Raw genomic sequence first — 25,684 nt, forward strand, 5'->3', positions numbered from 1 at the left:
AGGAAAAGGGGTAAGGCCGAACCGCGTCAAACGGTAGTTACCGGCGCGATGGTGAGCGCGGTTCGTCCGGACAGTTCGATCGCGATCGTCGCGGCGCCACTGGCATCGGCGACGAACGCCAATGCGGGCCGCTCCTGCACATGATAGCGCCCGCCAGGATTCAAGTTCGCAAATTCCAGGCGGTGCGAGGCACCGGACCCGCTCGACAATACCAACCGCAAGGCTTCGCCGTCGCTGCGCGCCGCCGCGACACGCACCGCCGGATATGGCACAGATTCAAGCCTCGGCCCGGACCGTCCGGCTGGGGGACCGCCCTCCGCATAACTGCGCCGCACGTCCCCGCGGCGGGCGAAAATGCCCTGCATCGCATTGATGTTGGCGAGGTTTGAACCGTTGCGGAAGCGCAACCCCGCATCCTGCGTTCGGCCGCCGACGGCATTGAGCGTGTTGTACGATGCCGAGGCGATTTCCTCATCGCCGAACTCGCGTGCCACCTGGAGAATCGATGCCGCCGCCAAGGTCCGCGCGTCGCGACGGTAGTTGCCGAAATCGATTCCGCCGGCCGGCAGGCCCAGCATCGGCACGCCGTCGCGTTCGACAAGGGCACGCTCCAGTCCGATCCGCGCGGATGCCCACATCCGCCGTGCACGCTGCGGATCGAAGGCATTGGCCATCGCGCTGAAGCTGAGGTCCGACGCTGGGAAGGGGAAGGGCATCCCGGTAATGCTCGACTTGAGCGCGATGATGCTACCGGAGGGATCGGTGAATTCCTCCTCCAATTGCGCCCAATAGCGCTCGCCAATATCCTTCGCATAGCTGGTACCGAACACCGTATCGAACGACGTCAGGCTCAACATTCCCCGGAAATTGCACGCCGGATAGATCCAGTTCGGCTCGCAAGGGTACAAGCAATAAGCCGATGCATCCATGTTGTTCCGGATCGAACGCGTGATGCTGTGCGCGTCATGCGCATAGACCGTGCGACGGTTCAGCCGGAACGGCAGACTGCCGGATTCGGTGTAGCGCATGTCGCCGGTGGCAAGCATGTAGAGGTTCACCTGCGCACCGAAATAGCCGGTGAGCATGATATTGTCCTTGGCGGCGGGGTCCCAGTTGGTGAAATTGAGGTGTCCCCACATCGACTCATAGATCCAGTAGGACCACACCCGCTTCTGCAAATATTTCTCGATCAGCTGCCGCTGCCCCTGCGCGAGATAACCACGAAAATTGGGCAGGTAGCGCATCTGCAGGATCGACAGCGCATAGCCGATGAAGTTGATCTGGTAGCGTACCGACGCCGTTTGGAAGATGTCGACCCGATCGAAACCGTCAAAGGCTTCCACCGGCTGCAGCGCCCGGTCCAACAGATAGTCGACCGCCGAAAGCATCTCGTCGTCCAGCACCCGATCCGCGTCGGCAGGTGCGTCTACCGCACGCGCGTCGACCGCGACGATGGCAGCGGGCAGCGCGGCGCTCCGCCACTGACGAATGCCGAGCAGTGCTTTCCGGGCCTTGCGCAAGCGCCGTGCCTGATAGCCAAAGGCGGCACCGATCAACAGCGCCGCCACGATCGGCGCGCCTTTCCAGGGTGTTTCGCCGACCGTGCCAGCGGCCAGCCACGCCGCGCCGAGCCAGATCAGCACCGGGGCCACGATCGCGCCAGCGCCGAACCAGGCGAACACCGCCAGACCAAACAGCGCGAGTGTCGGCACGATCAGCAGGATCGGCCAGCCGCCGCTCGCCAGAAACCCCATCCCCGGCGCCCAGAGCCCGAGCCCGAACGCGCGCAGCCCCGGCGAGCCGGCAAAGGCCCATAGCGCTCCGCCGAGCAGAAGGAGACCGCCATACACCGCCCAGGTGATCCGCTGGCGACGCGCGGTGACCGCACCCTTCCGACCCAGTGGCAGCGTGTCGGCGCGCCCACCCGGCGCCATGGTCATTTCGATCGAACCCATTTCTCGCCTTTCCTCGTCGTCCGCCGCCGGCCGTAATTTCCGTCGGACTGCCCCTGCCTGTCAGGGCCTGACCGGGGCCCAATCGACCACCTCGTTGGACCGCATCGATGTCGTCGCCCTGCGCGCGCCCAGCGCCGCGGCGATGGCCGTCACCGCGTCGTAGACCATGCCGAGCAGGAAGATCGCGGCGGCGCAGCAGGGCATGTCACGCCCTCCTGCGACGGAGCGCGCCCGCGCCGATCACGACGCAGCCACCGGCGGACGCGCCGCCAGGTAGATCGTCTTGATTTCGGTATAGAGATCGAGCGCCTCAGCACTGCCTTCGCGCCCGATGCCCGATTGCTTGAAGCCGCCGAACGGCAGGCCGCCCTGCGGCCCCATGCCGTTCTGAGCGACGGACCCCGTACGGATCCGCCGGGCGAGATGCGTCACGACGGCGGCATCCTCGGTGAACACCGCACCGCTCAACCCATAGGCGCTGTCGTTCGCGATCCGGATCGCATCGTCCACGTCGTCATAGGGCAGCACGCAAAGGACGGGGCCGAAAATCTCTTCCTGCGCGATCCGCATCGCCGACGACACCTCGGCGAAGACGGTCGGCGCGACGAAGCATCCCTCGACCGTGCCGCCGGTCATCAGCCGCGCACCTTCGCGCTGGCCCGCCTCGATATATCCGGCAACGCGCTGTGCCTGGGCTGGGCTGGCCAATGGCCCGATCCGCGTCGCGGGATCGAAGGGATCGCCCACCGTCAGCGCGGCATACGCCTCCGCCAGGGCCGTCGCCAGGGCATCGTGCCGCGCCCGCGAGACGAGGACGCGGGTCAACCCCATGCACGCCTGACCGTTGAACAGGGTGGACTGGCCCACCAGCACCGGCACCGCCGCCTCGATCGGAAAATCGTCGAGAATAATCGCCGCCGACTTACCGCCGAGTTCCAGCGAGACCCGCGCCACCCGCTCCATGCACAACGCGCCGACCCGCTTGCCCGCTGCGGACGAACCGGTGAAGCTCACTTTGTCGACACGCACGTCGCGCACCAGGCGTTCGCCGATTTCGCGCCCCGCCGGCAGGATCGACAGCACGCCTTCGGGGAAACCCGCCTCGACCGCGCATTGTGCAAAGATCAGCGAATCCAGCGGTGCCTCGGGCGAGGGCTTGGCGATGACCGAGCAACCCATCGCCAGCGCCGGCGCCATCTTGTTCATGCCGAGCAGCGAGGGATAGTTCCACGGGATGATGGCCGCGACCACGCCGACGGGCTCGCGCGTGACCTGCGCGACACCCCCCGCGGCAGGCCGCTCCTCAACGATCGGCCGCGCCCGCGCCGCGGCGATGGTGTTGCGCAGACTGGCCAACGCACCACCCGCCACGTTTCGCGAAAAGCTTATCGGGACGCCGATCTGGGCGCTGTGCGCGACAGCCAGATCCTCGATCCGCCTGGAGATCGCCTCCGCCCAGCGTTCGAGCACCGCCAGCCGGGCGTCGAGCGGAAATTGTGGCCAGGGACCTTCACGAAAGGCGCGATCGGCAGCAGCGATCGCCGCGTCCATATCCCCTTCGCACGCCTCGGCAACGTCGATCACATGCGTGCCATCCGCAGGGTGGCGGATCGCGATGATGCGGTCTGTCGCCGGAGCCACCCATCGCCCGCCGATGAACAGCGTCGATGCTTCGGGCAGAAAATCCAGGGGTGGAACGGGCATAAATTAGTAGCCTCTCCGGGAGCAACGCTTACCCATGCCTCCGAAGGCATCAAGATTCGCGCTTTATCTAAAACCAACTCTAGGCCGAATGGTCGGCAGGGTCAACGCTAACCAGTATACTCTTTATCCTTGATCACCTGAGGCTGGGATAGCCACCGCCGCCATGGGCGGCGTCGATCGCCCCGCGATCGTTGAAAGGCGTTCCCGGGATCTTCGGCAGCGCCTCGACAAAGGCGACGGCCTTCGGCTTTTTGTACGAGGCCATGTGCGCGCGGCAGTGCTCCACGATGCCGGCTTCATCCGCGACCGCGCCGGCCTTCAGCACGATCACCGCCTTCACATTCTGTTTCCACACCGGATCGGGAACGCCGATCACGCACACATCGGCCACCGCCGGGTGTTGGCGAATGCAGTTTTCGACTTCGGCGGGATAGATGTTCTCGTCGGCCGATTTGATCAGCGCCGCCTTGGGGCCGACGAACTGCAGCGAGCCGTCCTCGCTCCGCCGCCCGAGATCGTTTGTGAGATGCCATCCGAACCGCGAGCGACGGGCATTTTCGGCGTCCGCACCGCGATAGCCGGTCATCACCATCGGGCCGCGCACGGCGAACTCGCCGGTTTCGCCCGGCGGGACTTCCTCGCCATGGTCGTCCAGCAACGCCACCTGCGCCATCGGCGAGACCCGGCCCGCCCCCGTGCCGCCCAGATAAGCGAAGGAGATGAGGCCCATCACCTCCGATTGTCCATAGCCCCCCACCTTGCGCAGCATCGGCGCATCGGCGGGCATGCACATCGCATATTTCCACTCGGGCGCGGCCGGCGTCGACCACAGACTCGAAACGTCGTAGCGGCCGTCCGCGTTCAGCACGCGGATCTGCTCGATCGTCGGGCCGGGAATGAAGGCGTGCGTCGCGCGCTCGTCCTGAATCAGTTGCAGCAGGGTGGCCGCGTCGACGCGCGGCGTATAGACGTTGGTAGCCCCGTGATGGAATGCGGCGAGCGCTCCCATCAGGGTACCGAGATGGAACAGCGGCCCGGAATTCAGATGGACACTGCTCTCGTCGATCGCCTGCCCGCGCCCGACGATCAGATTCTGGTACATGATCGTGTCGTGGGCCAGCAGCGCCGCATTCGGCTTGCCCTCGAAGGCCGCGGTGAAGATCGCGAGCAGCGGAAGCGACGGATCGATCCGCAGATCCCGATCCCCTTCGCCGCCGCTCTCCAGGAAGCTTTCATAGCCCCCGTCGCCCTCCAGGTCGTGCTGTAGCCACAAGGTGCCGGGCGCAGCCGCATCGCCTGCAGCGCGCATGGCCTCGCCGACCTCGAAATCCTGCCAAATGATCACGGCGGGATCAAAATCGGCAATGATCGTGCGCACCTCTTCGGGCGATGCGCGCCAGTTGGCAGGGCACAGGATCGCGCCGATCTTGGCACAGGCGACCAGCAGTTCGAGAATACGGTGGCTGTTCTGGCCCAGCCACAGGACGCGGTCGCCCGCTCCCAAGCCGCGCGCGGCGAACGCGTTCGCCAGGCGCGTCGTCCGTCGGTCCAGCGTCGCATAATCGTGACGCACCACACCGTCGATGGCCGCGAGGCGCGTCGGCCGCGAGCGGCGATGCTCGCGCGCGATGTCGCCAACGCCGTGCAGGCGAATCATCGAATAGGCGTCGCTCATGTATCTCTCCTTTGTTCCGGCGCACCGTCCAACCGGACGCCGTCTCGATCGGTTTGCGGAGCCTTGCGCCGCGCCGCCGCCATGTTCAGGCGACAACCCACCGGTTCAGCTCGCCCTCGGCAACCACCTGCCCCGGCTGGCCGACGGGTTCGTGGATGCCCGCAGTGAGCCATGCGATGGTCCGCGCATCGTCCCCCGGGACGCGGGCAATGGCGCGGCGGCCATCCGGGGTACGGCCCAGCACGACCCCGAAGCGCGCTGCGCCCTCCCGATCGTACAGCACGGTGTAGGTCTCGACGGTGGCCGGCCCGGCATAGCCAGGGTCGAGCGGCGGTACGGGCCCTCGCGCGGCATCGGCCTCAGCCTGCACGTCGAAGTTCTGGGGGAACGTCCCCGCAGGCTGCGGAATCCTGGTCAGCACGATGCTGTGGTTGTGGGTAGCATAGCCGCCATTGGCGAACAGCAGCCCATATGTGCCCCGGGTGCGCAGCGCGAGGGCCATGCTCGCCGCGGCATGGGTCATGTAGTTGCCGATCGGCCCACCGCCGAAGGTCAGGCCGCCGAATACGCTGGCCGGGCGATCCAAGCCCCAGCCCAGCACGCGGCGCGCCATTTTCGGTACGCAAGGGAAGCAGGAATAGAGTTCGACATGGTCGAGCTGGTCCGGGCGCAAACCGTTGAGCGCAAGCGTCCGTTCCAGCGAGACGGTCATGCTCGGGCTTTCATGGTAGTTTGCGCGCGCGAGCGGATCCTCCGCCTCCTGCGCCGCCGCACCGCGACCGATATAGACGATCTGCTGTTCGGGGACGCCCGCGGCACGCGCGACAGCAAGGCTGGTAACCAGTAGAGCCGCCCCCTGATTCACCGAGGCATTGGCGACCATCAACTTGGTATAGGGAAAAGCAATCGGGCGATTGTCGGCCGTGGCGCGCACGATCTCTTCGGGGGTCCGCTTGCGGCGGATCCAGGCCGCGGGATTACGCTCGGCCACCTCGGAGAGCCGTGCCCAGATCTGCCCTGTCTCTTCCTGTCCTTCCGACAGCGACTGGCGATAGGCCGCACGACCGGCATTCTCGTACAGCGGATAGACGTCAGTCGGGGTGCTCAGTCCGTAACGGTGGCGCAGTTCGGGCGATTTTGGCCGCCGGCCAAACGGACTGGGCGGTACGGCGCCACCCGCCGCCGCAAGTTCGGCGGCCCGCATCCCGGCGGTCCGCAGCGCCTCCGCGCCGACCACAAGCGCGACCTGCGCGCGGCCACTGCCGATCGCATTCGCCGCCGCATGGAGCAATCGCACCGGACTGTCGCCCGTTGGCTGCGGAGTTTCCTGCGCCTGGTGCGGCCGGATACCGAGCGCCTCCGCCAGAAAGGCAACGAGCCGCCCCCCCTGTTCGGGGAAGGAGATCTGGCTCACGATGCCCAGCCAATCGGTGCGGGCGAGAAGATCGCCGCCGGCATCTTCGCCCGCCCGGCGCGCAGCGGCTGCCATCAGCGCGCCCGAATCCAGCCCTTCGATGCCACGCGCCGGCCGGTCTTCCACCTGGCCCGTACCGATCAGCACCGGAATCAGGGCCTCATCCTTCACCGTCATCCCGCCCCTCCGTTCAGCTGCGCAACCCCATCAGCGTCAGCACTTCCTCGCGGCTGCGCGGATCGTCGCGAAAGACACCCATCATTCGGCTGGTGACCATGCCGACTCCCGACGTTCGGACGCCGCGCGCGCTCATGCAGGCGTGGTTCGCCTCGATCACTACGGCGACGCCGTGCGGCTTGAGATTCTTCCAGATGCAGTCGGCGACTTCGGCGGTCAGCCGCTCCTGCACCTGCAATCGTCGCGCAAAGCCGTGCAGCACCCGCGCGAGCTTAGAGATCCCGACGACATGATTGCGGGGCAGATAGGCGATATGGGCCTTGCCCAGGATCGGCGCCATGTGATGTTCGCAGTGCGACTGGAACGGAATATCCTTCAGCAGCACGATCTCGTCATAGCCACCGACCTCCTCGAAAACGCGCGACAGGTGCCGCGCGGGATCGTCCTGATAGCCTGCGCAATATTCCTTCCACGCCCGGGCGACTCGCCCGGGCGTATCGACCAGGCCCTCGCGCGCGGGATCGTCCCCCGCCCAGCGGATGAGCGTACGAATGGCCTCGGCGACGCCTTCCGGCACGTCCGCCGCTTCCGCGGGTCCGCGCGCCACGTCAGGTCCGGCGCGGCTTGAACGTGGACCGCGGCAGCGCATTCTGCTCGACCCCTTGCAGCTCCACCGGGACGCCCAGCGCGGTGGCAAGGTGATCGCGCAGCGCATCGGGTTCGTTCGTCTCGACCTTCAGCGCGACATGCGTGGCCTCCGCCCCGCCATTGAGCAGCTGGAATTCGGGCGCCCCCATCGAATCGAGCGCTAGTTGGACGTCGAGCGGGAAGATCTGCCGGGAGCCGATCCGCACCCTATCCCCGTCACGACCGAGCAGCACGTAGCGCGCGCCCGCCTCGCCGCAGGGACATTCGCCGACCGCGCGCTCAACCCAATCCTCCACGTCGTAGCGAAGCCAGAAGGAGTCGGTGCCGTAACAGCTCCAGACCAGATGCCCGCGCTCGCCGGGAGCGACTTCCTTGCCCGTTATAGGATCGCAGACCTGGGCGATGGTAAGGTCCGCATGGGTGTGAAAGCCCGTGTGGTGCTCGCAATCCGACACGGCCCCGCCTGGGATCTCCGACGCGCCGGAGATGTTGATGAACCGGCAGCCATAACGCGCCTCCAGCCGCCGGCGCGGCTCCGCGAATTGCAGGCTCGCCTCGACGATGGCGACGGTCCCGCCACCAAAAATCGCTTTCAGATCAACACCCAGCTTCTCGGCAGCCTGTTCGTAGATCAGCAGCTGAGAGCCGGTGATCATGAAGACATGTGGCTTCATGTCACGCCAGATCCGCAGATGTTCGACCGCCGCGTCGACGGTGAACGGCATCCCGACCGGGATGTCCATCACCCCCATCGAACTCGCCGCATCCCCCGATCCGCCCGCGCTGTAGATGCCGCCCGGCCAGGCATTGGTGAAGCGGCTGAACGGGCGCAGCCCATAGCGCCAGAAATTGCGCCGCAGCGATTCGGCGATGAACCAGGCATCGCGCGTCGAGCGGAGATAGAGCATTGGCCGCCCCGTGGTCCCGCCCGAGGCACCGACATAGGTCGCATCCTCGAGCGCGACGGAACACCAGCTACCCCAAGGCACGTTTTCCGCCTGCTCGTTGGCCTGCAGTTCCTTCTTCGTGGTGACCGGAATCTCGTCGAGCGCCGGCACCTGGTCGCGGCGCAGACCGGTACGCTCATATTTGTCGCGATAAAAGGGCAGCGGCGTATCCCACACCCGCGCCCATTCACGCGCCACGCCTGCCCTTTGCAGCGCCGCGATCTCCTCGGCCGTGCGCGTCTGCGCCTCGACGTTCAAGAAGGCGCGCGAATCATCCGCGAGTTGCTTGGGTCGTACGAAGACCATGGATTTCCTCTCCCGATCGCGTGCCGCCGCATCACCCCTCGGGCAGCGCGACGGCCGGTCTGCGCCAACGATAGTAGGGCACACGCTAAAATGGTAGCCTATTTATTCTCACTCGATCCAGACACAGAGCACCTCAGACGATGAAATGCGCAGAAGTGCAGGCCCGGACATGATCCAGGCCGATGCCGGGCGCCATCTCGATCAGGTGGAACGGGGATCCTAAACGATCAGGACGGGCGAAGACGGCGAGATCCGTGATGATCATGTCGACCGCGTTCCGCCCGGTTAGAGGCAAGCTGCAGGCGGGGACGAACTTGGGCGCGCCGTCGCGCGCGACATGCTCCATCAGCACCACGATCCGCCGAGCCCCGGCAACGAGATCCATCGCCCCGCCCATCCCCTTCACCATCTTGCCCGGAACCACCCAGTTCGCGATGTCACCAGTTGCAGACACCTCCATCGCGCCGAGGAAAGAAAGGTCCATGTGGCCGCCGCGGATCATCGCGAAACTGTCCGCAGAGGACATGTAGGCCGTGTACGGAAGCTCGGTGATCGTTTGCTTGCCGGCGTTGATAATGTCCGGGTCGATCAATGCTTCGTCCGGGAAAGGCCCCAGCCCGAGCATTCCATTTTCGGATTGGAGGACGACCGCCATCCCCGGCGGGATATTGTTTCCGATCAGCGTCGGGATGCCGATCCCCAGATTGACGTAGAAGCCGTCGCGCAGCTCCGAGGCGGCGCGCTGGGCCATCTGAAGGCGCGACCAGCCCTGCGGGACCACAGCGCTCACGCCGCGAGCTCCGCCCGTACCGTGCGCTGCTCGATTCGCTTCTCACACGCACCCACGACGAGGCGATCGACATAGATGCCCGGAGTGTGGACATCGTCGGGATCAATGCCTCCCGCCGCCACGACCTCGTCTACTTCGGCCACGCACATCTTGCCGGCCGCGGCCACCATCGGGTTGAAGTTCCGCGCGGTCTTCCGATAGCGCAGATTGCCCCAATCATCGGCACGCCAAGCCTTCACGATGGCGAGGTCGGCCACGATCCCGGTTTCCAGGATGTAGGTCTCGCCGTTGAACTGCTTGCGCTCCTTCCCCTCGGCCACCAGCGTGCCGACGCCGGTGCGGGTATAAAATCCGGCGATACCCGCACCCCCGGCGCGGAGCCGCTCCGCAAGCGTTCCCTGCGGGGTGAACTCAAGCTCCAGTTCACCGGACAAATACAGCCGCTCGAATTCCTTGTTCTCGCCGACATAGGAGCTGATCATCCGCTTCACCTGCCGCCCACGCAGCAACAGCCCCAGGCCGAAATCATCGACCCCCGCATTGTTCGACACGATCGTCAGGTCGCGCACCCCAGATGCCCGGATGGCCGCAATCAGATTTTCCGGGATGCCGCAAAGCCCAAAGCCGCCTGCCGCGATCGTCATGCCGTCGAACAGCAGCCCGTCCAGCGCGGCCTCCATATCCCCAACCAGCTTGCGCATTCGATCCTCTCCAAGGGCGCGTTCCGCTGCGCACCGGCGTTTCTTATTGCAAGGCGCCATAAAGAGTCTACTGGTTTAGACCCTTTATTCGGGAATCCCATGGCCTCTTCCGCACCCCTTACGAGCCATGTCCGCACCGCGGACGAAGCCGATCGCCAACGCCACGAAGCAGTACTGACGCGGCTCGGCATCCGCCACTGGGCGGCCTATGATCGCGACGCGGTGGCGCTGGCACACGAAGCGCATCTGCGGACACAGTCGAGCGACGCAGACTATCACATCAACGATCTTGCGATCCGATGCCCAGCCGGCGTCTATCACGCCACCTATGCATCGAGCAGCACCTTCGTCCTTCGCCACCTCGGCCGCGCGCCCAGCACTACACCGCCCGCGATCCTCGAAGTCGGCATCGGCAGCGGCGCCATCCTGCTCGGGCTGACACAGAAATTCGGTCCCGGCCGTTATGTTGGTGTCGACATCTCCGAACTTGCCGTCACCACCGCGCGCGACAATGCCCGCCGCAACGCCCTGGATATCGACGTCCGCAATTCCGACTTGTTCGCGGCGATCGCAGCGGAGGAGCGCTTCGATACGATCCTGTTCAATGCACCACTCTACGATGCAGAGCCCCGCAATTCGATGGAGCGGCACATGCTCTGCGATCCCGGCGGCCGCATCCTCGCGCGTTTCGTGCAGGAGGCACCACGCTATCTCGCCAAAGGCGGCGCAGCCTATGTCACCGTGTCAAACATCGGCCTCGTAGCCCCCCTCGATCGGCCCGAGGTCGCCATTTCGCTCGCGGGCGCCGAACTCTTCGGCACCGGCGTGGTCCGCGCGCTGGTACGCATGACGGAAACCGTGGAGCGGCCCGAAGCGCTATAGACGACGCGGCATATTCAGGATACCAGTTCTAGCAAGCGAGACGCAGAGCGCGTCCGGCCCATGGGCACCAAGGCCCAGGGCATGGAGAGGATCGAACCGATGGACGACAGCCCGCCGAGCAGGGCGAGCGCGGAACCCTTCCGCCGCTATCGCTGGTACGTTCTGGCGCTCCTGACGCTCGTCTACACCATCCACTATGTCGACCGCAGCGTCATCAACGCGGTGCTCGAACCGATCCGTCGGGAATTCGCGCTTTCAGACACGCAGCTCGGCCTGCTGGCAGGCCCCGCTTATGCGGTGGCCTTCGCCATTTCGGGCATTCCGCTCGGCCTCCTGATCGACCGGGTCCACCGCGTACGACTGCTGGCCACGCTGCTGACACTGTGGAGCGGACTGACCCTTCTCAGCGGCTTTGCCGGCAACTACACGACGCTGCTGCTCGCCCGCATGACCGTAGGCGCGGCGGAAGCGGGCGGATCGCCGACGGCACTATCGATCCTGTCCGACTATTTCCCGCCCCGCCGCCGCGCGACGGCGACCGGCATTTTTTTCGTCAGCATCACGCTCGGCATCTTTGGCGGCTATCTCGCGAGCGGCATCATTGCCTCCGCCCATGGTTGGCGCGCAGCCTTTCTGGTCGCGGGATTGCCGGGCCTGATCCTCGCACTCCTCCTCCTGGCCACGGTGCGCGAACCTGCGCGGGGGCGGCTGGACGCGCATGGCGATGCCGCCGGCCCCCGCCCTCCCCTCCGAGCCGTACTCGCCGTGCTGCTCGACTCCCCGGCACTGCGCTGGACGCTGCTGGGGATTATCGTCGCAGCGACCGTGACCGCCGGGCTCAACGCGTTTCTGATCTCGCTGCTCGTTCGCCGCCATGGCCTCGGATTACCCGATGCAGCGCTGGTCGTGTCGATAAGCGTCGGGCTGTTCGGCGGCGCGGGTTCGGTGCTGTGGGGGCTGGTCGCGGATCGACTGTCGCGCACAGCCCCCAACGCGCCATCCGCGCTGATGGCGGTGACCATGGCTGCCGCAGCGGCATTTGGGCTCCTCGGCGTGCTTGCGCACGGCCTGCCGCTCGCCATTGTCGGCGTGGCGGGCAGCTCTTTCTGCATCAGCAGTTTCATGGGAAGCGGCTACGGCCTGCTGCTCAACCTCTCCCCACCGACGATGCGCGGCGCCTGCGCTGCCGTCGCCCAGGTCTCGATCAACTTGATCGGCGCTGGACTTGGCCCATTAGCGGTGGGGGCGTTGAGCAGCGCCCTGGCGCCCCGGTTCGGCGGCGATGGGCTCTCACCCGCCCTCGCCATTGTCGTTTCCACGACATTGGTCGGCGCCGCCTGCCACTGGGTCGCCGGAAGAAACCTGCGTCCCAGCACCACGGGGGCTCTTGCCTGACTGCGCACACTAGGCTTAACAGGATACTTAATTGGGGAGGGTCAGATGCGGCTGTCATTTACATCGGAGCAGCGCGACCTGCAGGGAGAATTCGAGCGGGTATTCTTCGCCGAAGCAACGCCCGAACGTGCCCGCATCGCCGCCGAAGGCGCCGACGGGTGGGACCGCATCCTGTGGGCCGAACTTTCGGCGCTGGGCTGGCTTGGCGTCGCGGTCGATGAGGCGCAGGGCGGCGTTGGTCAGGGGCCGCTTGCCCTTTGCCTGGTCGCCGAATCGTTCGGACGCAGGTTGGCCGCGATTCCGTTCGCTGGCGCGATCCTGGGCTTTGCCGACGCGATCGGCGCGATCGGCGATATGCAACTGATGGCCGATCTACTGCCCGGCGTTGTCGCGGGAGAGGTTATTGGTGCCCTTGTTCCGCCCACTGCCTGGGGGGCGCCCCTGTCAATCCACGCGCACCGCGCCACAGGGCACCTCCCCGCCCTTCCGGACGGCCGGGCGACCAACCGGTTGCTGACCCTGCTGGGCAGTGGCGAGGACGCCATGCTGGCCATCATCGACGTGACCGAGGCGCAGTCCATCCCCGTAGACTCGCTCGATCGCATCAATCCCGCCACGGCGCTGCGCATCGAGGAAGCACCGGTTCGCACCGTTGCCACCGGTCCGCAGGCCGCGGCGCTGTGGGACGTGCTGCTGGATCGCCATGCTGTTCTGCTCGCCTTCGTCCAGATCGGCGTTGCCCAGACCGCGCTCGAGACAGCGTGCGAGCATGTTCGCCAGCGCTTCGCCTTCGGCCGGCCGCTGGGTTCGTTCCAGGCGGTGAAACACGGGCTTTCGGACGTGCTCGCCGCGATCGAACTGGCCCGCTCCAACGCGTGGCTCGCCGCCGCGTCGTTGGAGGAAGGCAGCAACCTCACCGCCGCGGCGGCGGCCGCCCGCGTATCGGCAAGCGATGCCGCGCGCCTCGCGGCCCGGGCGCTGGTCCACTATCTCGGCGGGCTGGGCGCGACCGCAGAGTCGGACGCACATCTTCTTTATCGCAAGGCACAGGCATTCGGCGCGGTACTGGGCCCGTCGGCGTTTTGGCGCGAACGCTTCCTGGCCGATGCCCTTGCCCGGAGCGGCCAGGCCGCGCCGCTCGATCACGCCGCCTGAGGATCCGCGATGAACTTGCACGATGCCCCTGAAGAGGCAGCCTTCCGCGCCGAAGCACGCGCCTGGATCGCCGCCAATCGCTACGACGATGCCACCATGGAGGCCCTGAAGGGGCTGGCGAGCAGCGGCGCGCCGCTCCCATCGGACGACCTTTGGAGGATTGCCTGCGACTGGCACGCCCGCAAATATGACGCGGGCTATGGCGTGCTCACCTGGCCGGTCGAACATGGCGGCCGCGACGCCCCCAATCTGGCTGCGATCTTCGCGGAAGAGGAAGGCGATCTCGCGCGGCTCCAAGGCTTTCTCGTCATCACCCAGTTCATGTGCGGCGCGACGCTCATGGGCTTTGCCAGCCCGGAGCAGAAAGCCCGTTTCCTCCCGCGCATCGCGCGCGCCGACGATATCTGGTGCCAGATGTTCTCCGAACCCGGCGCGGGTTCCGATCTGGCGGCGGTGCGCACCCGCGCCGAGCGGGTCGATGGTGGGTGGAGGATCAACGGCCAGAAGGTCTGGACCAGCGGCGCCCACAAGGCACGCTGGGCGACGATCCTCACCCGAACCGATCCGAAGGTGCCGAAGCACAAGGGCCTCACCATGTTCTTCCTGGACATGGAGAGCCCGGGCATTCGCGTGCGGCCGATCGCGCTGATGTCCGGCGAAGCGGAGTTCAACGAGATCTTCCTAGACGACGTGTTCGTGCCGGACGAGCAACGGCTGGGCGAGGTGGGCGGCGGCTGGAAGGCCGCCGTTGTCACCCTCAACAGCGAGCGCATGGCGATCGGCGCGATCCTGGACGTGGACAGCGCAGCGCTGCTCGACCTTGCGGTGCGCACCGGGAGCATCGCCCGCGCCGACGTACGCACGCGTGTCGCCGACTGGATGATCCAGGAACGCGGGCTGCGCGCCTGCGTCGCACGACAACTGACCGAGATCGGCGAGGGGCGCTCGCCGGGGCCTGAGGCCGCCACGATAAAGCTCGTGGGTGGGGTGATGATCGAGGACATGGCGGCCTATGCCCTCGATCTGCTGGGTGAACAGAGCCTTGCCCTCCCCTTCGGCGCGCATCCGGACCGGATGTATCGTGACATGTTCTATTTCGGTCCGGCGCAGCGCGCGGCGGGAGGCTCCGACGAAGTGCTGCGCAACGTGCTTGCCGAGCGCGTGCTGCGGCTGCCGCTGGAAGAGCGCCCGGACAACAAGATGCCCTTTCAGGACGTACCAACAGCCCCGCGCGGCTGAAGCGACACAATGCAGGAGAGCATGACGATGGCAGAGCCACAGAGATTTCAGCGCAATGCGCCCCTGATCGCGGGGCGCTGGCTGGACCAAACCTCCCTCGGGACCATCGAGCACCGCAATCCCGCGACCAATCGCGTGCAGGCCCAATTGCACGTCGGCGGTGCGGCAGAGATCGACGCCGCCGTGACCGCCGCCGTCCAGGGGCAACGCGCCTGGGCAGACCTGCCGGGGGACCGCCGCCGAACGATCCTTGAGCGCTGGGCCACGCTGATCGATGGCGCCCGCGCCGAGCTGGTGCAGTTGATCGCGCTCGAAAGCGGGACACCCGTGATGCTGGGTGGCGGCGTCGACCTGGCGCTGGCATGGATCCGCTATTATGCGGGCTGGGCCGATCGCCTCGTCGGGGACGTGGTCGAGCCGATCGGCGCACCGGGGCTCAACTATACCCGGCACGAGCCGTACGGCGTGGTAGGGCTGATCATCCCGTGGAACTCGCCGCTGGTTGCCAGCGCGATGAAGGTGGTGCCTGCGCTCGCGGCCGGAAATGGCGCAGTGCTCAAACCGCCGACGCTCACGCCTTTCGTGGCGCTGCGGCTGGCCGAACTCGCACTTGAGGCGGGATTGCCCGACGGCGTGTTCAACGTCGTGCCGGGCGACGCCGAAGCAGGCAACGCGCTGGTCGCCCATCCCGATATCGCCAAGATCAGCTTCACCGGCGGCGAGCAGGTCGGCCGGGTCGTCATGCGCAACTGCGCAGAGTATCTGAAACCGCTGGCATTGGAGCTGGGCGGCAAATCCGCCAACCTGATCTTCGCGGACGCCGATCTCGACGCCGCCGCCCAAATGGCGGCGATCCATGGTACCGCGGTACTGACGGGCCAAGGCTGCGTGCTGCCCACCCGGGCCTATGTGCACGACAGCGTCTACGATGCGTTCGTCGCGCGCGTGAAAGCCGTGACCGAGTCACTCGCGGTCGGCGATCCGCTCGATCCCACCAGCTTCGTCGGACCGGTCATCAACCGTGCGGCGAGCGACCGTATCCTGGGCGTGATCGACCGTGCCCGGCGGGACGGTGCCGAGCTTGTCACCGGGGGCGAAAAGCTGGGCGGAGCCCTGGCGGAAGGCAATTTCATCGCGCCCACCGTGTTCGGGAATGTTCGGCACGAAAGCGATCTGGCCCAGAACGAAGTGTTCGGCCCGGTACTCGCCATCTCCCGCTTCAGCGACGACGACGATGCCCTTGCCAAGGCCAACGACACACGCTTCGGGCTGGGCGCCTATGTCCACACCCGCGATCTCGCGCGTGCCCACCGCCTTGCTGCCAAGCTCAAGGCGGGGGCGATCGCCGTGAACAGCGGACCGCCGATGGCGCCCAACACGCCGTTCGGCGGGTACAAGCAATCGGGCTTCGGACGCGAGGGCGGCAAGGCCGGGATCGACGAGTTCCTGCAGCAGAAGAACATCTACATCCCGTTCTGAAAGGATCGCCATGTTCAAGCTTCTCGAAGGTGTGCGCGTGATCGAATCGGCGATGCTGTTCAATGGCGACGCCGTCGGCATGCATCTGGCCGATCTTGGCGCCGATGTGATCAAGGTGGAGGCGCCGGGCCGGGGCGACTATCTTCGCGATTTTCTCGGCCAGATCGTGCCGCACGTCAGCCCGCCGCACGCCCAGGTCAACAAGAACAAGCGCTCGATCGAAATCGACGTGCGCAGCGACGCGGGCAAGGCGCTGTTCCTGGAACTGATCGCAACCGCCGACATCTTCATCGATGGCCTTCGCGCCGGCGTCCATGATGCGCTTGGCGTCGGCTATGCGGCACAGTGCCAGGTCAAGCCCGACATCATCTATGTCCAGCACACCGGCTATGGCGCGCATGGCCCCTATGCCTCCATCCCCACCCACGGCCAGCAGATGAACGCGCTGGCCGGCGGGATGCCGGCCGAGGTGGGGGCGGACGGATTCGTCCATTTCACGCGCGGCACCCAGTTCATGGGCGGTACCGAACAGGCCGGCGCCGGCCCTGCAGTGGGCGCCACCGCCGCCGCCTTCGCCGCCACCGCCGCGTTGGTCCAGCGCCAGCGGACCGGCAAGGGCTGCTATATCGACGTCGCGGCCTCGGATGCGGTGCTGGCGGCGAGCTGGATCGGTGGCAGCTTCCTGCTCAACGGAGACAAGCTCACCAGCCGGATCGGCCTTGCCGACGAGAGCGCCTCCGGCGAGGTCGGCGGTGGATCGGCGCGTTACCAGCTGTACCCGACGGCGGACGACCGCTTCATACTGTTCTGCGCGATCGAGCCGAAATTCTGGGGCAATTTCTGTCGCGCGATCGGCCGCGAGGATCTGATCGCCACGATCGATCCACACGCACCCGTCGATTTCGGCCATGCCGAAACGGCCCTGCGCCAGGAACTGACCACGATCTTCCGCAGCCGCTCGCAAGCCGACTGGACGCAGCTCGCCGCGGAACACGACATCGCCATGGGCCCCGCGCACCGCCTGCAGGACGTCGTCACCGATCCGCACATGGTGGCACGCGGCGTGATCGTCGAAGACGATCATCCTCGCGCAGGGCGGCTTGGCTATCTTGGCTTTCCGGCGATCATCTCGGGCGAGCGCTACGGTGCCGTCCGGCCCGCGCCCGAGCTTGGCGAACACACCGCTGAAATCCTCGCCGACCTGAACGCTCGCCGCGTCGCCGCCGGACATTGAAGGAGCATTGCATGGAACTGCCCGATGGCCTGCTCTACGAGATCGACGCAGATGGCGTCGCGCTGATCACGCTCAACCGCCCGCATGAGGGCAACGCACTAACCATGGCAATGCACCATGCACTGCGGCGGGTGTGGCGCGACGTCGACGACAACCCCGCAGTTCGCGTCGCGATCGTCACCGGCGCGGGGGAACGCCATTTCTGCACCGGTGCTTCGGTAGAGGGGCTGACCACAGACGGCGAATCCGGCGCCCTGGAACAGGGCACCATGGAAGAGACGCAACATCTCTCGCCCTATCAGAACAAGGTATGGAAACCGGTCATCTGCTGCGTCAACGGCCTGGTGAACGGTGGCGGCTTCCACATGGTGGTCGACAGCGACATCGTGATCGCCTCCGCCAACGCCAAGTTCATGGATACCCATACCAGCATCGGCCAGGTCGGTGCGCTCGAGAATATGGGAATCGCCCTGCGCTCGACGCTGGGCACCGCCATGTTACTGACGCTGGCCGGCAAGAGCTTCCGCATGGACGCCGCGCGCGCGCACCAGCTGGGCCTGGTCGACCTGCTTGAACCCGATCCGACCGCCGCCCTCGTCCGTGCCCGGGCATTGGCGAAGGAAATCGCCGCCAACTCGCCCAACGCGATGCGGCTCTCCAAACAGGCGATCTGGGGCGCAATGGAGCAGGGCTATTCCCGCGCGCTGGAGAGCGGCTGGCAGCTGCTGCGCCTGCACTGGAGCCATCCGGACTTCGCCGAAGGGCCGGACTCGTTTCGCGACAAGCGCCCGCCGGCCTGGAATCCGGACCGGAACGCGCGACGCTGATACTGTAAAAAGAGGGGAATTTCATGGGAATGCTGGACGGAAAGGTCGCCATCATCACGGGGGCAGGCGGCGGCCTCGGGCGCGAATATGCGCTGCTCTTCGCGCGTGAAGGCGCGAAAATCGTCGTCAATGATTTTGGCGGCGCACCAGATGGCCGCGGCGCGGGATCGCCAGCGGCACAGGCGGTGGTTGATGAGATCCGCGCAGCCGGCGGCGAGGCGGTGGCGAACGGCGCCGATGTCGGTTCCACCGAACAGGCTGCCACACTGCTGCAAGCCGCCCTGGACGCATTTGGCCGGGTCGATATCCTCGTCAACAATGCCGGCATCCTGCGTGACCGCAGCTTCGTGAAGACCGAAGAAGACGATTGGGACGCCGTGATCCGCGTCCACCTGAAGGGCACCTACGCCGTCACGAGGCCGGTCTTCACCTGGATGAAGGAGCATGGCGAGGGCGGCGTGATCGTCAACACCTCGTCAGCCTCCGGCCTGCTGGGCAATTTCGGCCAGGCCAACTATGCTGCGGCCAAGGCGGGCATCTGGGGCCTGTCGAACGTGCTGGCGATCGAAGGCGCGAAATTCGGCATCCGCGTATGGACGCTGGCCCCCACCGCCACCACGCGGCTGACCGAACAGCTGCTGCCCCCCGAACTGGCCGCCAAGTGGCGAGCGCCGCGTCTCGCGCCGGCGGTACTCTACATGGTGAGCGATGCTTCCAAGCCGCTTACCGGAAAGATCCTCTCGGTTTCCGGCTCGAAGATCCAGGAACTGCGGATGGTGGCCGGGCCGGGTTATTGGCCTGGCGACGACATGCCGACGGTGCAGGGCATCGTCGACAATTACGACCGCATCTTCCTGCCCGAAACCGCCGAGATCGGGTTCGAATGATGCCGACCGCCACGGCGCGCATAACGGACCCGTCGCCAAGCCGCTATTTCGACGGCGCCGACGGGCTGCGGATCGCGGCGGATGTCGCCGGGCCAGAGACAGGCCGCCCGGTCATCCTGATGCATGGCGGCGGACAGACGCGGGGCAGCTGGAAAGCCGGCCTGCACGCGATTGCCGAGCGCGGCTACCGCGTCTTCGCGCTCGACCTGCGCGGCCATGGCGCGAGCGACTGGGATCCAGCGGGGGACTATCGGCTCGACGCCTTTGTCCGGGACCTCCGCGCGGTGATGGCGCAGCTGCCGCCCCGGCCGGTATTGGTCGGGGCATCGATGGGCGGGGTGACGCAACTGGCGCTGCTCGGCGAACCCGACGCACCGCCTGCCCGCGCACTCGTCCTGATCGACGTCACCCCGCAGGTCAATCAGGACGGAGCAGCCCGGATCGGTGCCTTCATGCGGGCCAATGCCGATGGCTTCGGCTCGCTGGAAGAGGTCGCTGACGCGGTTTCGGCCTATAACCCGCACCGACCTCGGCCGGCCGACATCTCGGGGCTCCGCCGTAACCTGCGCGAAGTCGGCGGCCGGCTGTTCTGGCACTGGGATCCGCAATTCATGGCGACGCCGCAGTTGCGGCCGACGGCGTTTCGCGCCCGGCTGGAAGCCGCCGCCCAGGGCCTTCGCATCCCCACGCTGCTCGTCCGCGGCACGCGCAGCGAACTGGTGGGAGACGCCGAAGTTGCACATTTCCGCGCGCTCGTGCCCGAGGCGCGCTATGTCGACGTTGCCGGTGCCGGGCACATGGTCGCCGGCGACCGCAACGATGCGTTCAACGCCGCCATCGTCGATTTCCTGGCGGCGATCGATCCCGATTGAGGGGCGATCGCCGCCAGGGGCGGCGCAGTCAGCCGGCCCGGTGCGCTGCGAGACTGCGCCGCACCAGTTCCGCTCCCTTTTCGGCGATCATGATCGTCGGCGCATTGGTATTGCCCGAAATGATGTTGGGCATCACCGATGCGTCGATCACGCGCAGGCCGGCGATCCCCCGCAGCCGCAGTTCAGGATCGACCACGCTATTGGGGCCCTCCCCCATCCGGCAGGTGCTCGCGGCATGATAGCCGATGCCGGCCGAGGCGCGGATATAGCGCTCCCACTCGGCATCGGTGTCGGGCAGCGGCGACGGCATGTTCTCACCCACGACATGCGCCTTCAGGCTGGGTGCGTCATAGACATTGGCGATCAGGCGCGACGTTGCGATCAGCAGCTCCATGTCGTGCGCATCACCGATCAGGCGATGATCGATCACTGGCAGTGCAGCGGGATCTGCCGAGCGCAGGCGAATCTCGCCCCGACTGCGCGGCCGCAACACATTTCCGGCGATGGTGATCCCCGGCTGAGGGTGCATCGCGGGCTTGCCCTTCGCAAAGCTGACCGCCAGCGGCATCAGGCTGAGGCTGATGTCGGGGACGGCTAGATCGGGGCGCGAGCGCGCATAGGCCATGGCCTGCACGGCGGCGGACGTCATCGGCCCCGATTTGAACAGCGCATAGCGGGCCAGGTTGCGCGCCAGCACGAGCAGGCCGAACGGGCTGTTATAGGTCGGCATGTCGACCAGCTTGCTGATCGACGTCGCACTATGGTCCTGCAGGTTACGACCCACTGCGGGCAGTTCGTGCACCATCGCAATGCCGTGCGGCACTATCGCGGAGGCAGGACCGATTCCCGAGCGCAGCAGGATGGCCGGGGATGCGATGGCGCCTGCGCTGATGATCACCTCGGCGGCAGCGCGCAGCTCGCGAACCTCGCCACCTTGGAGAATGCGAACGCCCTGCGCACGGCCGTGCTCGACGATCACCTTGTCGACGGTCGCCTCGGTGAGAACCGTCAGGTTCGGACGGCTGCGGGCGGGCTCCAGAAATGCCTTGGCGACGCTGGAACGCTGGCCGCCGCCGGTCGTGCTATAGACCGGAAACACGCCGAACGGGTCGCCGTTGCAATAATCGGGATTGCTCGGCAGGCCGACTTCGTTGCAGGCAGCGATGAACAGGTCGGTTACCGCGGCGCGTGTGCGTCCGGCCGAAACGGCAAGCGCGCCGAGCGTACCGTGGCTCTGGCTGGCGGGTCCTTCGAACCCCTCGGACTTCAGGAAATATGGCAGAAGCTCGTCGAACGACCAGCCTTTCGCCCCGGCCTCCACCCAGTCTTCATAATCGGCACGGTCACCGCGAATATAGACCATCCCGTTGATCGCGCTGGAGCCACCCAGCATACGCCCACCCGACCATTGCACCTCGCGGCCCCCCAGCGAGGGATCGGGCTCGGTACGGTATCGCCAGTCGGCCTTGGCGTCGCCGATCAGCTTGAAGGTACCGGCCGGCATATCGACGAGGAAGCCGCCGCCCGTCGACCCCGCCTCGATCAACAGCACCTCGATGCCCGGATCTTCCGAAAGCCGTGCCGCCAGCACGCACCCGGCGCTGCCGGCGCCGACGATAATGACGTCGGCCGCGGGTGGCGGCGCTGCTTCTTGCCTGGCCTTCGTCATGCGCGCCCCGCCATCTCCAGAATATGCACTGCGGCGACGGTACCCAGGCCGACGACGTGCGTCATGCCCAGCCGCGCGCCCTCGACCTGGCGCCGACCAGCCCTGCCACGAAGATGGGTGGCAATCTCGTAGAGATTGGCGATGCCGGTGGCTGCGATCGGATGCCCCTTGGAGAGCAGCCCGCCCGAGACGTTCACCGGGATGCGACCGCCCAGCTGGGTCTCGCCGGTGTCGATCATGCGCCCCGCCTCGCCGACGCCGCAGAGCCGCAGATTCTCATAGTGCAGCAGCTCGGCCGTGGCGAAGCAATCGTGCAGTTCGACGAGATCGATGTCCTCGGGGCCGACGCCGGCCTGTTCATAGGCCGAATCCGCCGCCATCCGCGTGGCTGCATTGATGTCCCACATCGCCAGGTTGCGCGGCGTATAGGGATCGGAAGCCAGCGCCGACGCCCGCACCTTCACCGCCTGTGCCGTCAATCCGCGCCGTGCGACTTCCTCGCCGCTCATCAGCACGGCAGCAGCCGCGCCGTCGACATTCACCGAACACATCAGCTTGGTATTGGGATAGGCGATCATCTCGGCGCCCATCACTTCCTCCAGCGGCGTTTCCTTCTGGTACATCGCCTTCGGATTCATGGTGGAGTGCCAGTGGTTCTTCACCGAAACCTGCGCGAACTGGGCAAAGCTCGTCCCATGATCGCGCGCGTAGGACTGGCCCGCTTCGGCGAAGACACAGGGCATCGAGGACGACCCCATCCGCCCCTCGACGTCGATCCCGAACGCCGGTTCCCCGCCGGCCAGCATGCCGCGCGGCATGACCTCGCAACCAATCGCCAGGGTGATCTCGCCAGCGCCCGCACGGATGAAGAACATCGCCTCGCGGAACGCAGTTGCACCGGTGGCGCAGGCATTCTTCACGTTGGCGGCGGGGATTCCGGTCTGGCCGATCTGCTTCTGCACGTCCTGCGCGATCATGCCGATCGGGTCGAACTGGTTGCCACAGTACAGCGCATCGATGTCGCCGATGCCGACGCCTGCCTCGTCCATCGCGAGCAGCGCCGCCTCAGCGCCCAGCTGCCCTGGTGTGCGGCCCGGAAAGCGCCCGAATTTCAGCATGTCGATGCCGACGATAAATACGTCTCTCATTGGAAGATCCTCCGCCCCGTCATGCCGCTTCGAAAACATAGCCGAGAAAGCGATTGCCGGCGGCGTCCTGGCCCGCTTCTTCCATCACCAGCCGCACCGGCATTCCAAAGCGGATCGCCTCCGGCTCCACCGGTATCCCCCGGAGATTGGACTTGAGGACGGTGCCGTCGTCCATGTCCACCACCGCCGAAATGAACGGTACCGGCACGCCGGGGAACGAGCGATGGACGATCGACCAGCTGTGCAGCCGCCCGGTATCGGCGACGGTGAAAACTTGCATCGTTCCCCGCGCGCCGCAGCTCGGGCATGCCAGCGTCTTCTGCGTCACGATGGCCCCGCACGCGGTGCAGCGCCGCGCCTCGACCCGGCCGCTCCCCTCTTCGACCGTCACCCAGGCAACGGCCCCGAAAACATCTCCCATCTCTCTACCTTTCCAGGGCCGTGGCCCTTGTCCAAAAGGGAACGTCCACCAGCCGCCCGGGCGTGGCGGTCGCACTGAAGCGATCGACTAGCAGCCGCGCCAGTGCGGCCGCCGCTTTTCGACGAAAGCGCGGGCGCCCTCGCGCGCATCCGCGCTGGCGGCGATCCGAGCGGCCGTTTCCGCGTTCCGCGCCCAGAGCGCCGGCTCGTCCGCCTCCGTCGCCGCCCGCGCCAGGGCGAGCGCCTCGACCACCGCCAGCGGCGCGTTGGCGCCGATCAAGCCGGCCAGATCGAGCGTCGCGTCGAGCAGCGAGTCCGGATCGGCGATGCGGTTGATCAGTCCCAGGTCATAGGCCCGTTGCGCGTCGATCGGCTCGCCGGTGGCCAGCATTTCCATCGCTACGGCGCGCGGAATCCGGCGCGGCAGCCGAAACGCCCCGCCTGCCCCCGCAAAGATGCCACGCCGCGCTTCGGGGAGCCCGAAACGCGCCGAAGACGACGCGACGATCATGTCGCAGGCGAGACACAGTTCGAGCCCGCCGCCCAGCGCTTGGGCGTTCACCATCGCGATCCACGGCTTGGTCCGCGCCGCGTGCACGAAGCCGGCAAAGCCCCCGCGCTCAGTCACCAGGTCCCGGCCCCGTCCCGCTGCAACCTCGCTCAGATCCGCACCGGCACAGAAACTCCGTTCTCCGGCGGCGGCGAGCACCACCACCCGTACGTCCGCATCCGCTTCGGAACGGTCGACGGCCGCTTCCAGCGCGCGGGCGAGCGTGCCGTTGACCGCATTGTGAACCTGCGGCCGGTTGAGCACGACCCGCAGCACATGCGGCGCCGGGTGATCGACGAGGACCACATCCGCAAGCGCATCACCCGCCGTCATGCTCATGCCGCGTCGAACCGGATGGGCAGCTTGTTGTAGCCGAACACCACGCCGACATCCTCGGCAAACTCCATTTGCTCCTCGATCAGACGATAGTCCGGCGCGGCAGCGAGCAGCGCCTCGAGCGCGGCCTGGATCTCCACGCGCGCCAAAGGCGCCCCCAGGCAGGTATGGGCACCGATGCCAAAGGTCAGGTGGCGATTGTCGGTGCGCTCGATATCAACGTCGAACGGGCAACCGAACTTGCTCGAATCGAAGTTAGCGGCCGCCCACAGCATCAACACTTTCTGGCCTTTGCGGATCGTGGCACCACCAACCTCCACGTCACGCGTTGCGGTGCGGGCGAGCGCCTGTTGCGGCGCCATGACCCGCAAGAATTCCTCCACCGCGCGTGGCATCAGCGACGGATCCGCGGCGAGCCGAGCACGCAGCGCTGGATTGCGCGCAAGGTGGACCGCGAAGGTGCCCACCGCCGCCTGGGCGGTGTCCAGCCCGCCGATATAGACCAGGCTCACCATGCTCTGGATCTCGTCGATGGAGAAGCTTCGCCCGCGCGATTCATGCTCGTGCAGCCGCTGGATGATTCCGCCGGTCTTGCGATAGTCGGGATTGCGGACATCGGCGGCGACGCGGGTGCCATAGTCGATGATCGCCGCCATCCGCTCCTCGGGCGTTCCGTTGCCGAAGGTCGCGTCGTGGATCGGCCCGGCATAGGCGTGCCAGTCCTCCTCGGGAACGCCCAACAGGCGCATCGTGATGATACCAGCCAGCGGCTGTGCAAGATCCAGCACGATGTCCAGGCCGCCCTGCGGCTGTTTGGCGGCGATCAGTTCATCGGCCAGCGCGCGCAACTCAAGCTTCAGCTCGCGCATCTTGCCCGGCGTGAAGGCGGCGTTCAACGGAACACGGTAGAAGAGATGCGCCGGCGCATCCTTCTCGATGGGCAGGCTCCTGATGTCGCTCAGCGGCTTGGGGAGGATGATGCCGTCCTCGGACGAGAAGGTCTCGTCGTCCTTCGCGATGCGGCACACGTCCTCGTAGCGGGTGAACACCCAAAAACCGCCATGCGCTTCGGTCCAGGTAACCGGCGAATGGGCGAGCATGTATCGCAAGACGTCCCGGTGCCGGTCCCGGAAGAACGGCGAATGATGGTCGAACCGAGAGACGAAGTCGCGCAGCGCGACATCGTCTTGCAGATCCGCTGCGTCCGCCGGTGTCGCAAAGCTCGTCAACATCGCACTCTCTCTCCTACCTATCCAAAACCGCGGGCCTGTGCT

Annotated in this window: 23 protein-coding genes; 9 read left to right on the top strand and 14 right to left on the bottom strand. The window is 66.5% G+C overall.

The features are described from left to right. Positions 1-26: 26 nt before the first annotated feature. The 9 genes from ACG3SL_RS13000 to ACG3SL_RS13040 all read right to left on the bottom strand — a co-directional run bounded on the left by ACG3SL_RS13000 (position 27) and on the right by ACG3SL_RS13040 (position 10,317). Positions 27-1,940 (bottom strand): linalool dehydratase/isomerase domain-containing protein, encoded by a 1,914-nt coding sequence (locus tag ACG3SL_RS13000; protein ID WP_448661579.1) that lies wholly within the window; start codon positions 1,938-1,940, stop codon positions 27-29. A gap of 75 nt (positions 1,941-2,015) precedes the next feature. After that, entirely contained in the window at positions 2,016-2,159 is a 144-nt protein-coding gene (locus tag ACG3SL_RS13005) for a hypothetical protein (protein WP_448661580.1), read from the bottom strand. Positions 2,160-2,195: 36 nt separating this feature from the next. After that, entirely contained in the window at positions 2,196-3,659 is a 1,464-nt protein-coding gene (locus tag ACG3SL_RS13010) for an aldehyde dehydrogenase (RefSeq protein ID WP_448661581.1), read from the bottom strand. Between the two features lie 133 nt (positions 3,660-3,792). Then, positions 3,793-5,334: an AMP-binding protein gene (locus ACG3SL_RS13015; protein WP_448661582.1), complete on the bottom strand. Its 1,542-nt coding sequence runs from the start codon at positions 5,332-5,334 to the stop codon at positions 3,793-3,795. Positions 5,335-5,419: 85 nt separating this feature from the next. Continuing rightward, positions 5,420-6,925: an acetyl-CoA acetyltransferase gene (locus ACG3SL_RS13020; RefSeq protein ID WP_448661583.1), complete on the bottom strand. Its 1,506-nt coding sequence runs from the start codon at positions 6,923-6,925 to the stop codon at positions 5,420-5,422. Between the two features lie 13 nt (positions 6,926-6,938). Further along, complete coding sequence (folE, locus tag ACG3SL_RS13025; protein WP_448661584.1) at positions 6,939-7,574, bottom strand: GTP cyclohydrolase I FolE; 636 nt, start codon at positions 7,572-7,574, stop codon at positions 6,939-6,941. Then, positions 7,534-8,826, bottom strand: a complete 1,293-nt coding sequence (locus ACG3SL_RS13030; RefSeq protein ID WP_448661585.1) for a phenylacetate--CoA ligase family protein — start codon at positions 8,824-8,826, stop codon at positions 7,534-7,536. Before ACG3SL_RS13030 ends, folE begins: the two co-directional genes overlap by 41 nt. Positions 8,827-8,959: 133 nt before the next feature. After that, the gene (locus ACG3SL_RS13035) at positions 8,960-9,616 is read right to left on the bottom strand and encodes a 3-oxoacid CoA-transferase subunit B (protein ID WP_448661586.1); all 657 of its coding nucleotides are present in this window, start codon (positions 9,614-9,616) and stop codon (positions 8,960-8,962) included. Beyond that, positions 9,613-10,317 (bottom strand): CoA transferase subunit A, encoded by a 705-nt coding sequence (locus ACG3SL_RS13040; RefSeq protein WP_448661587.1) that lies wholly within the window; start codon positions 10,315-10,317, stop codon positions 9,613-9,615. Before ACG3SL_RS13040 ends, ACG3SL_RS13035 begins: the two co-directional genes overlap by 4 nt. Before the next feature lie 99 nt (positions 10,318-10,416). On the opposite strand from ACG3SL_RS13040, the gene ACG3SL_RS13045 reads away from it, so the two are divergent. The 9 genes from ACG3SL_RS13045 to ACG3SL_RS13085 are packed head-to-tail and all read left to right on the top strand — an operon-like array spanning position 10,417 to position 20,287. Further along, positions 10,417-11,199: a methyltransferase gene (locus tag ACG3SL_RS13045; RefSeq protein ID WP_448661588.1), complete on the top strand. Its 783-nt coding sequence runs from the start codon at positions 10,417-10,419 to the stop codon at positions 11,197-11,199. A 60-nt stretch (positions 11,200-11,259) separates the two neighbouring features. Further along, positions 11,260-12,594 (top strand): spinster family MFS transporter, encoded by a 1,335-nt coding sequence (locus ACG3SL_RS13050; protein ID WP_448661589.1) that lies wholly within the window; start codon positions 11,260-11,262, stop codon positions 12,592-12,594. 45 nt (positions 12,595-12,639) lie between these two features. Continuing rightward, on the top strand, positions 12,640-13,749 hold the full coding sequence (locus tag ACG3SL_RS13055) for an acyl-CoA dehydrogenase family protein (RefSeq protein WP_448661590.1): 1,110 nt from the start codon (positions 12,640-12,642) through the stop codon (positions 13,747-13,749). 9 nt (positions 13,750-13,758) lie between these two features. After that, a complete protein-coding gene (locus ACG3SL_RS13060) occupies positions 13,759-14,988 on the top strand; it encodes an acyl-CoA dehydrogenase family protein (protein WP_448661591.1) in 1,230 nt (409 codons plus the stop codon). A gap of 27 nt (positions 14,989-15,015) precedes the next feature. Next, a complete protein-coding gene (locus tag ACG3SL_RS13065) occupies positions 15,016-16,467 on the top strand; it encodes an aldehyde dehydrogenase family protein (RefSeq protein WP_448661592.1) in 1,452 nt (483 codons plus the stop codon). A 10-nt stretch (positions 16,468-16,477) separates the two neighbouring features. Then, positions 16,478-17,701, top strand: a complete 1,224-nt coding sequence (locus ACG3SL_RS13070; protein WP_448661593.1) for a CaiB/BaiF CoA transferase family protein — start codon at positions 16,478-16,480, stop codon at positions 17,699-17,701. An 11-nt stretch (positions 17,702-17,712) separates the two neighbouring features. Further along, on the top strand, positions 17,713-18,528 hold the full coding sequence (locus ACG3SL_RS13075) for an enoyl-CoA hydratase/isomerase family protein (RefSeq protein WP_448661594.1): 816 nt from the start codon (positions 17,713-17,715) through the stop codon (positions 18,526-18,528). A 23-nt stretch (positions 18,529-18,551) separates the two neighbouring features. Next, complete coding sequence (locus tag ACG3SL_RS13080) at positions 18,552-19,415, top strand: SDR family oxidoreductase (RefSeq protein ID WP_448661595.1); 864 nt, start codon at positions 18,552-18,554, stop codon at positions 19,413-19,415. Then, positions 19,412-20,287 (top strand): alpha/beta fold hydrolase, encoded by an 876-nt coding sequence (locus tag ACG3SL_RS13085; RefSeq protein ID WP_448661597.1) that lies wholly within the window; start codon positions 19,412-19,414, stop codon positions 20,285-20,287. The genes ACG3SL_RS13080 and ACG3SL_RS13085 overlap by 4 nt, the downstream gene beginning before the upstream one ends. Before the next feature lie 28 nt (positions 20,288-20,315). On the opposite strand, the gene ACG3SL_RS13090 is transcribed toward ACG3SL_RS13085, so the two are convergent. The 5 genes from ACG3SL_RS13090 to ACG3SL_RS13110 all read right to left on the bottom strand — a co-directional run bounded on the left by ACG3SL_RS13090 (position 20,316) and on the right by ACG3SL_RS13110 (position 25,639). After that, positions 20,316-21,956, bottom strand: a complete 1,641-nt coding sequence (locus ACG3SL_RS13090) for a GMC family oxidoreductase (protein WP_448661598.1) — start codon at positions 21,954-21,956, stop codon at positions 20,316-20,318. Beyond that, positions 21,953-23,104 (bottom strand): thiolase family protein, encoded by a 1,152-nt coding sequence (locus ACG3SL_RS13095; protein WP_448661599.1) that lies wholly within the window; start codon positions 23,102-23,104, stop codon positions 21,953-21,955. Before ACG3SL_RS13095 ends, ACG3SL_RS13090 begins: the two co-directional genes overlap by 4 nt. A gap of 19 nt (positions 23,105-23,123) precedes the next feature. Further along, the gene (locus tag ACG3SL_RS13100; RefSeq protein WP_448661600.1) at positions 23,124-23,525 is read right to left on the bottom strand and encodes a Zn-ribbon domain-containing OB-fold protein; all 402 of its coding nucleotides are present in this window, start codon (positions 23,523-23,525) and stop codon (positions 23,124-23,126) included. Positions 23,526-23,612: 87 nt separating this feature from the next. Continuing rightward, a complete protein-coding gene (locus tag ACG3SL_RS13105) occupies positions 23,613-24,413 on the bottom strand; it encodes an enoyl-CoA hydratase-related protein (protein ID WP_448661601.1) in 801 nt (266 codons plus the stop codon). Next, positions 24,410-25,639, bottom strand: a complete 1,230-nt coding sequence (locus tag ACG3SL_RS13110) for a cytochrome P450 (protein ID WP_448661602.1) — start codon at positions 25,637-25,639, stop codon at positions 24,410-24,412. The genes ACG3SL_RS13105 and ACG3SL_RS13110 overlap by 4 nt, the downstream gene beginning before the upstream one ends. Positions 25,640-25,684: the final 45 nt, after the last annotated feature.

Source organism: Sphingomonas degradans (genome assembly GCF_053502645.1).

What these genes read in the sequence shown, in the direction of transcription:
- ACG3SL_RS13065 (WP_448661592.1), top strand. Translation starts at nt 15,016, where the DNA reads ATGGCAGAGCCACAGAGATTTCAGCGCAATGCGCCCCTGATCGCGGGG.
- ACG3SL_RS13015 (WP_448661582.1), bottom strand. Translation starts at nt 5,334, where the DNA reads ATGAGCGACGCCTATTCGATGATTCGCCTGCACGGCGTTGGCGACATC.
- ACG3SL_RS13000 (WP_448661579.1), bottom strand. Translation starts at nt 1,940, where the DNA reads ATGACCATGGCGCCGGGTGGGCGCGCCGACACGCTGCCACTGGGTCGG.
- ACG3SL_RS13045 (WP_448661588.1), top strand. Translation starts at nt 10,417, where the DNA reads ATGGCCTCTTCCGCACCCCTTACGAGCCATGTCCGCACCGCGGACGAA.
- ACG3SL_RS13085 (WP_448661597.1), top strand. Translation starts at nt 19,412, where the DNA reads ATGATGCCGACCGCCACGGCGCGCATAACGGACCCGTCGCCAAGCCGC.
- ACG3SL_RS13010 (WP_448661581.1), bottom strand. Translation starts at nt 3,659, where the DNA reads ATGCCCGTTCCACCCCTGGATTTTCTGCCCGAAGCATCGACGCTGTTC.
- ACG3SL_RS13030 (WP_448661585.1), bottom strand. Translation starts at nt 8,826, where the DNA reads ATGGTCTTCGTACGACCCAAGCAACTCGCGGATGATTCGCGCGCCTTC.
- ACG3SL_RS13020 (WP_448661583.1), bottom strand. Translation starts at nt 6,925, where the DNA reads ATGACGGTGAAGGATGAGGCCCTGATTCCGGTGCTGATCGGTACGGGC.
- ACG3SL_RS13100 (WP_448661600.1), bottom strand. Translation starts at nt 23,525, where the DNA reads ATGGGAGATGTTTTCGGGGCCGTTGCCTGGGTGACGGTCGAAGAGGGG.
- ACG3SL_RS13095 (WP_448661599.1), bottom strand. Translation starts at nt 23,104, where the DNA reads ATGAGAGACGTATTTATCGTCGGCATCGACATGCTGAAATTCGGGCGC.
- ACG3SL_RS13075 (WP_448661594.1), top strand. Translation starts at nt 17,713, where the DNA reads ATGGAACTGCCCGATGGCCTGCTCTACGAGATCGACGCAGATGGCGTC.
- ACG3SL_RS13040 (WP_448661587.1), bottom strand. Translation starts at nt 10,317, where the DNA reads ATGCGCAAGCTGGTTGGGGATATGGAGGCCGCGCTGGACGGGCTGCTG.
- ACG3SL_RS13055 (WP_448661590.1), top strand. Translation starts at nt 12,640, where the DNA reads ATGCGGCTGTCATTTACATCGGAGCAGCGCGACCTGCAGGGAGAATTC.
- folE (WP_448661584.1), bottom strand. Translation starts at nt 7,574, where the DNA reads ATGCGCTGCCGCGGTCCACGTTCAAGCCGCGCCGGACCTGACGTGGCG.
- ACG3SL_RS13005 (WP_448661580.1), bottom strand. Translation starts at nt 2,159, where the DNA reads ATGCCCTGCTGCGCCGCCGCGATCTTCCTGCTCGGCATGGTCTACGAC.
- ACG3SL_RS13090 (WP_448661598.1), bottom strand. Translation starts at nt 21,956, where the DNA reads ATGACGAAGGCCAGGCAAGAAGCAGCGCCGCCACCCGCGGCCGACGTC.
- ACG3SL_RS13050 (WP_448661589.1), top strand. Translation starts at nt 11,260, where the DNA reads ATGGGCACCAAGGCCCAGGGCATGGAGAGGATCGAACCGATGGACGAC.
- ACG3SL_RS13105 (WP_448661601.1), bottom strand. Translation starts at nt 24,413, where the DNA reads ATGAGCATGACGGCGGGTGATGCGCTTGCGGATGTGGTCCTCGTCGAT.
- ACG3SL_RS13080 (WP_448661595.1), top strand. Translation starts at nt 18,552, where the DNA reads ATGGGAATGCTGGACGGAAAGGTCGCCATCATCACGGGGGCAGGCGGC.
- ACG3SL_RS13070 (WP_448661593.1), top strand. Translation starts at nt 16,478, where the DNA reads ATGTTCAAGCTTCTCGAAGGTGTGCGCGTGATCGAATCGGCGATGCTG.
- ACG3SL_RS13060 (WP_448661591.1), top strand. Translation starts at nt 13,759, where the DNA reads ATGAACTTGCACGATGCCCCTGAAGAGGCAGCCTTCCGCGCCGAAGCA.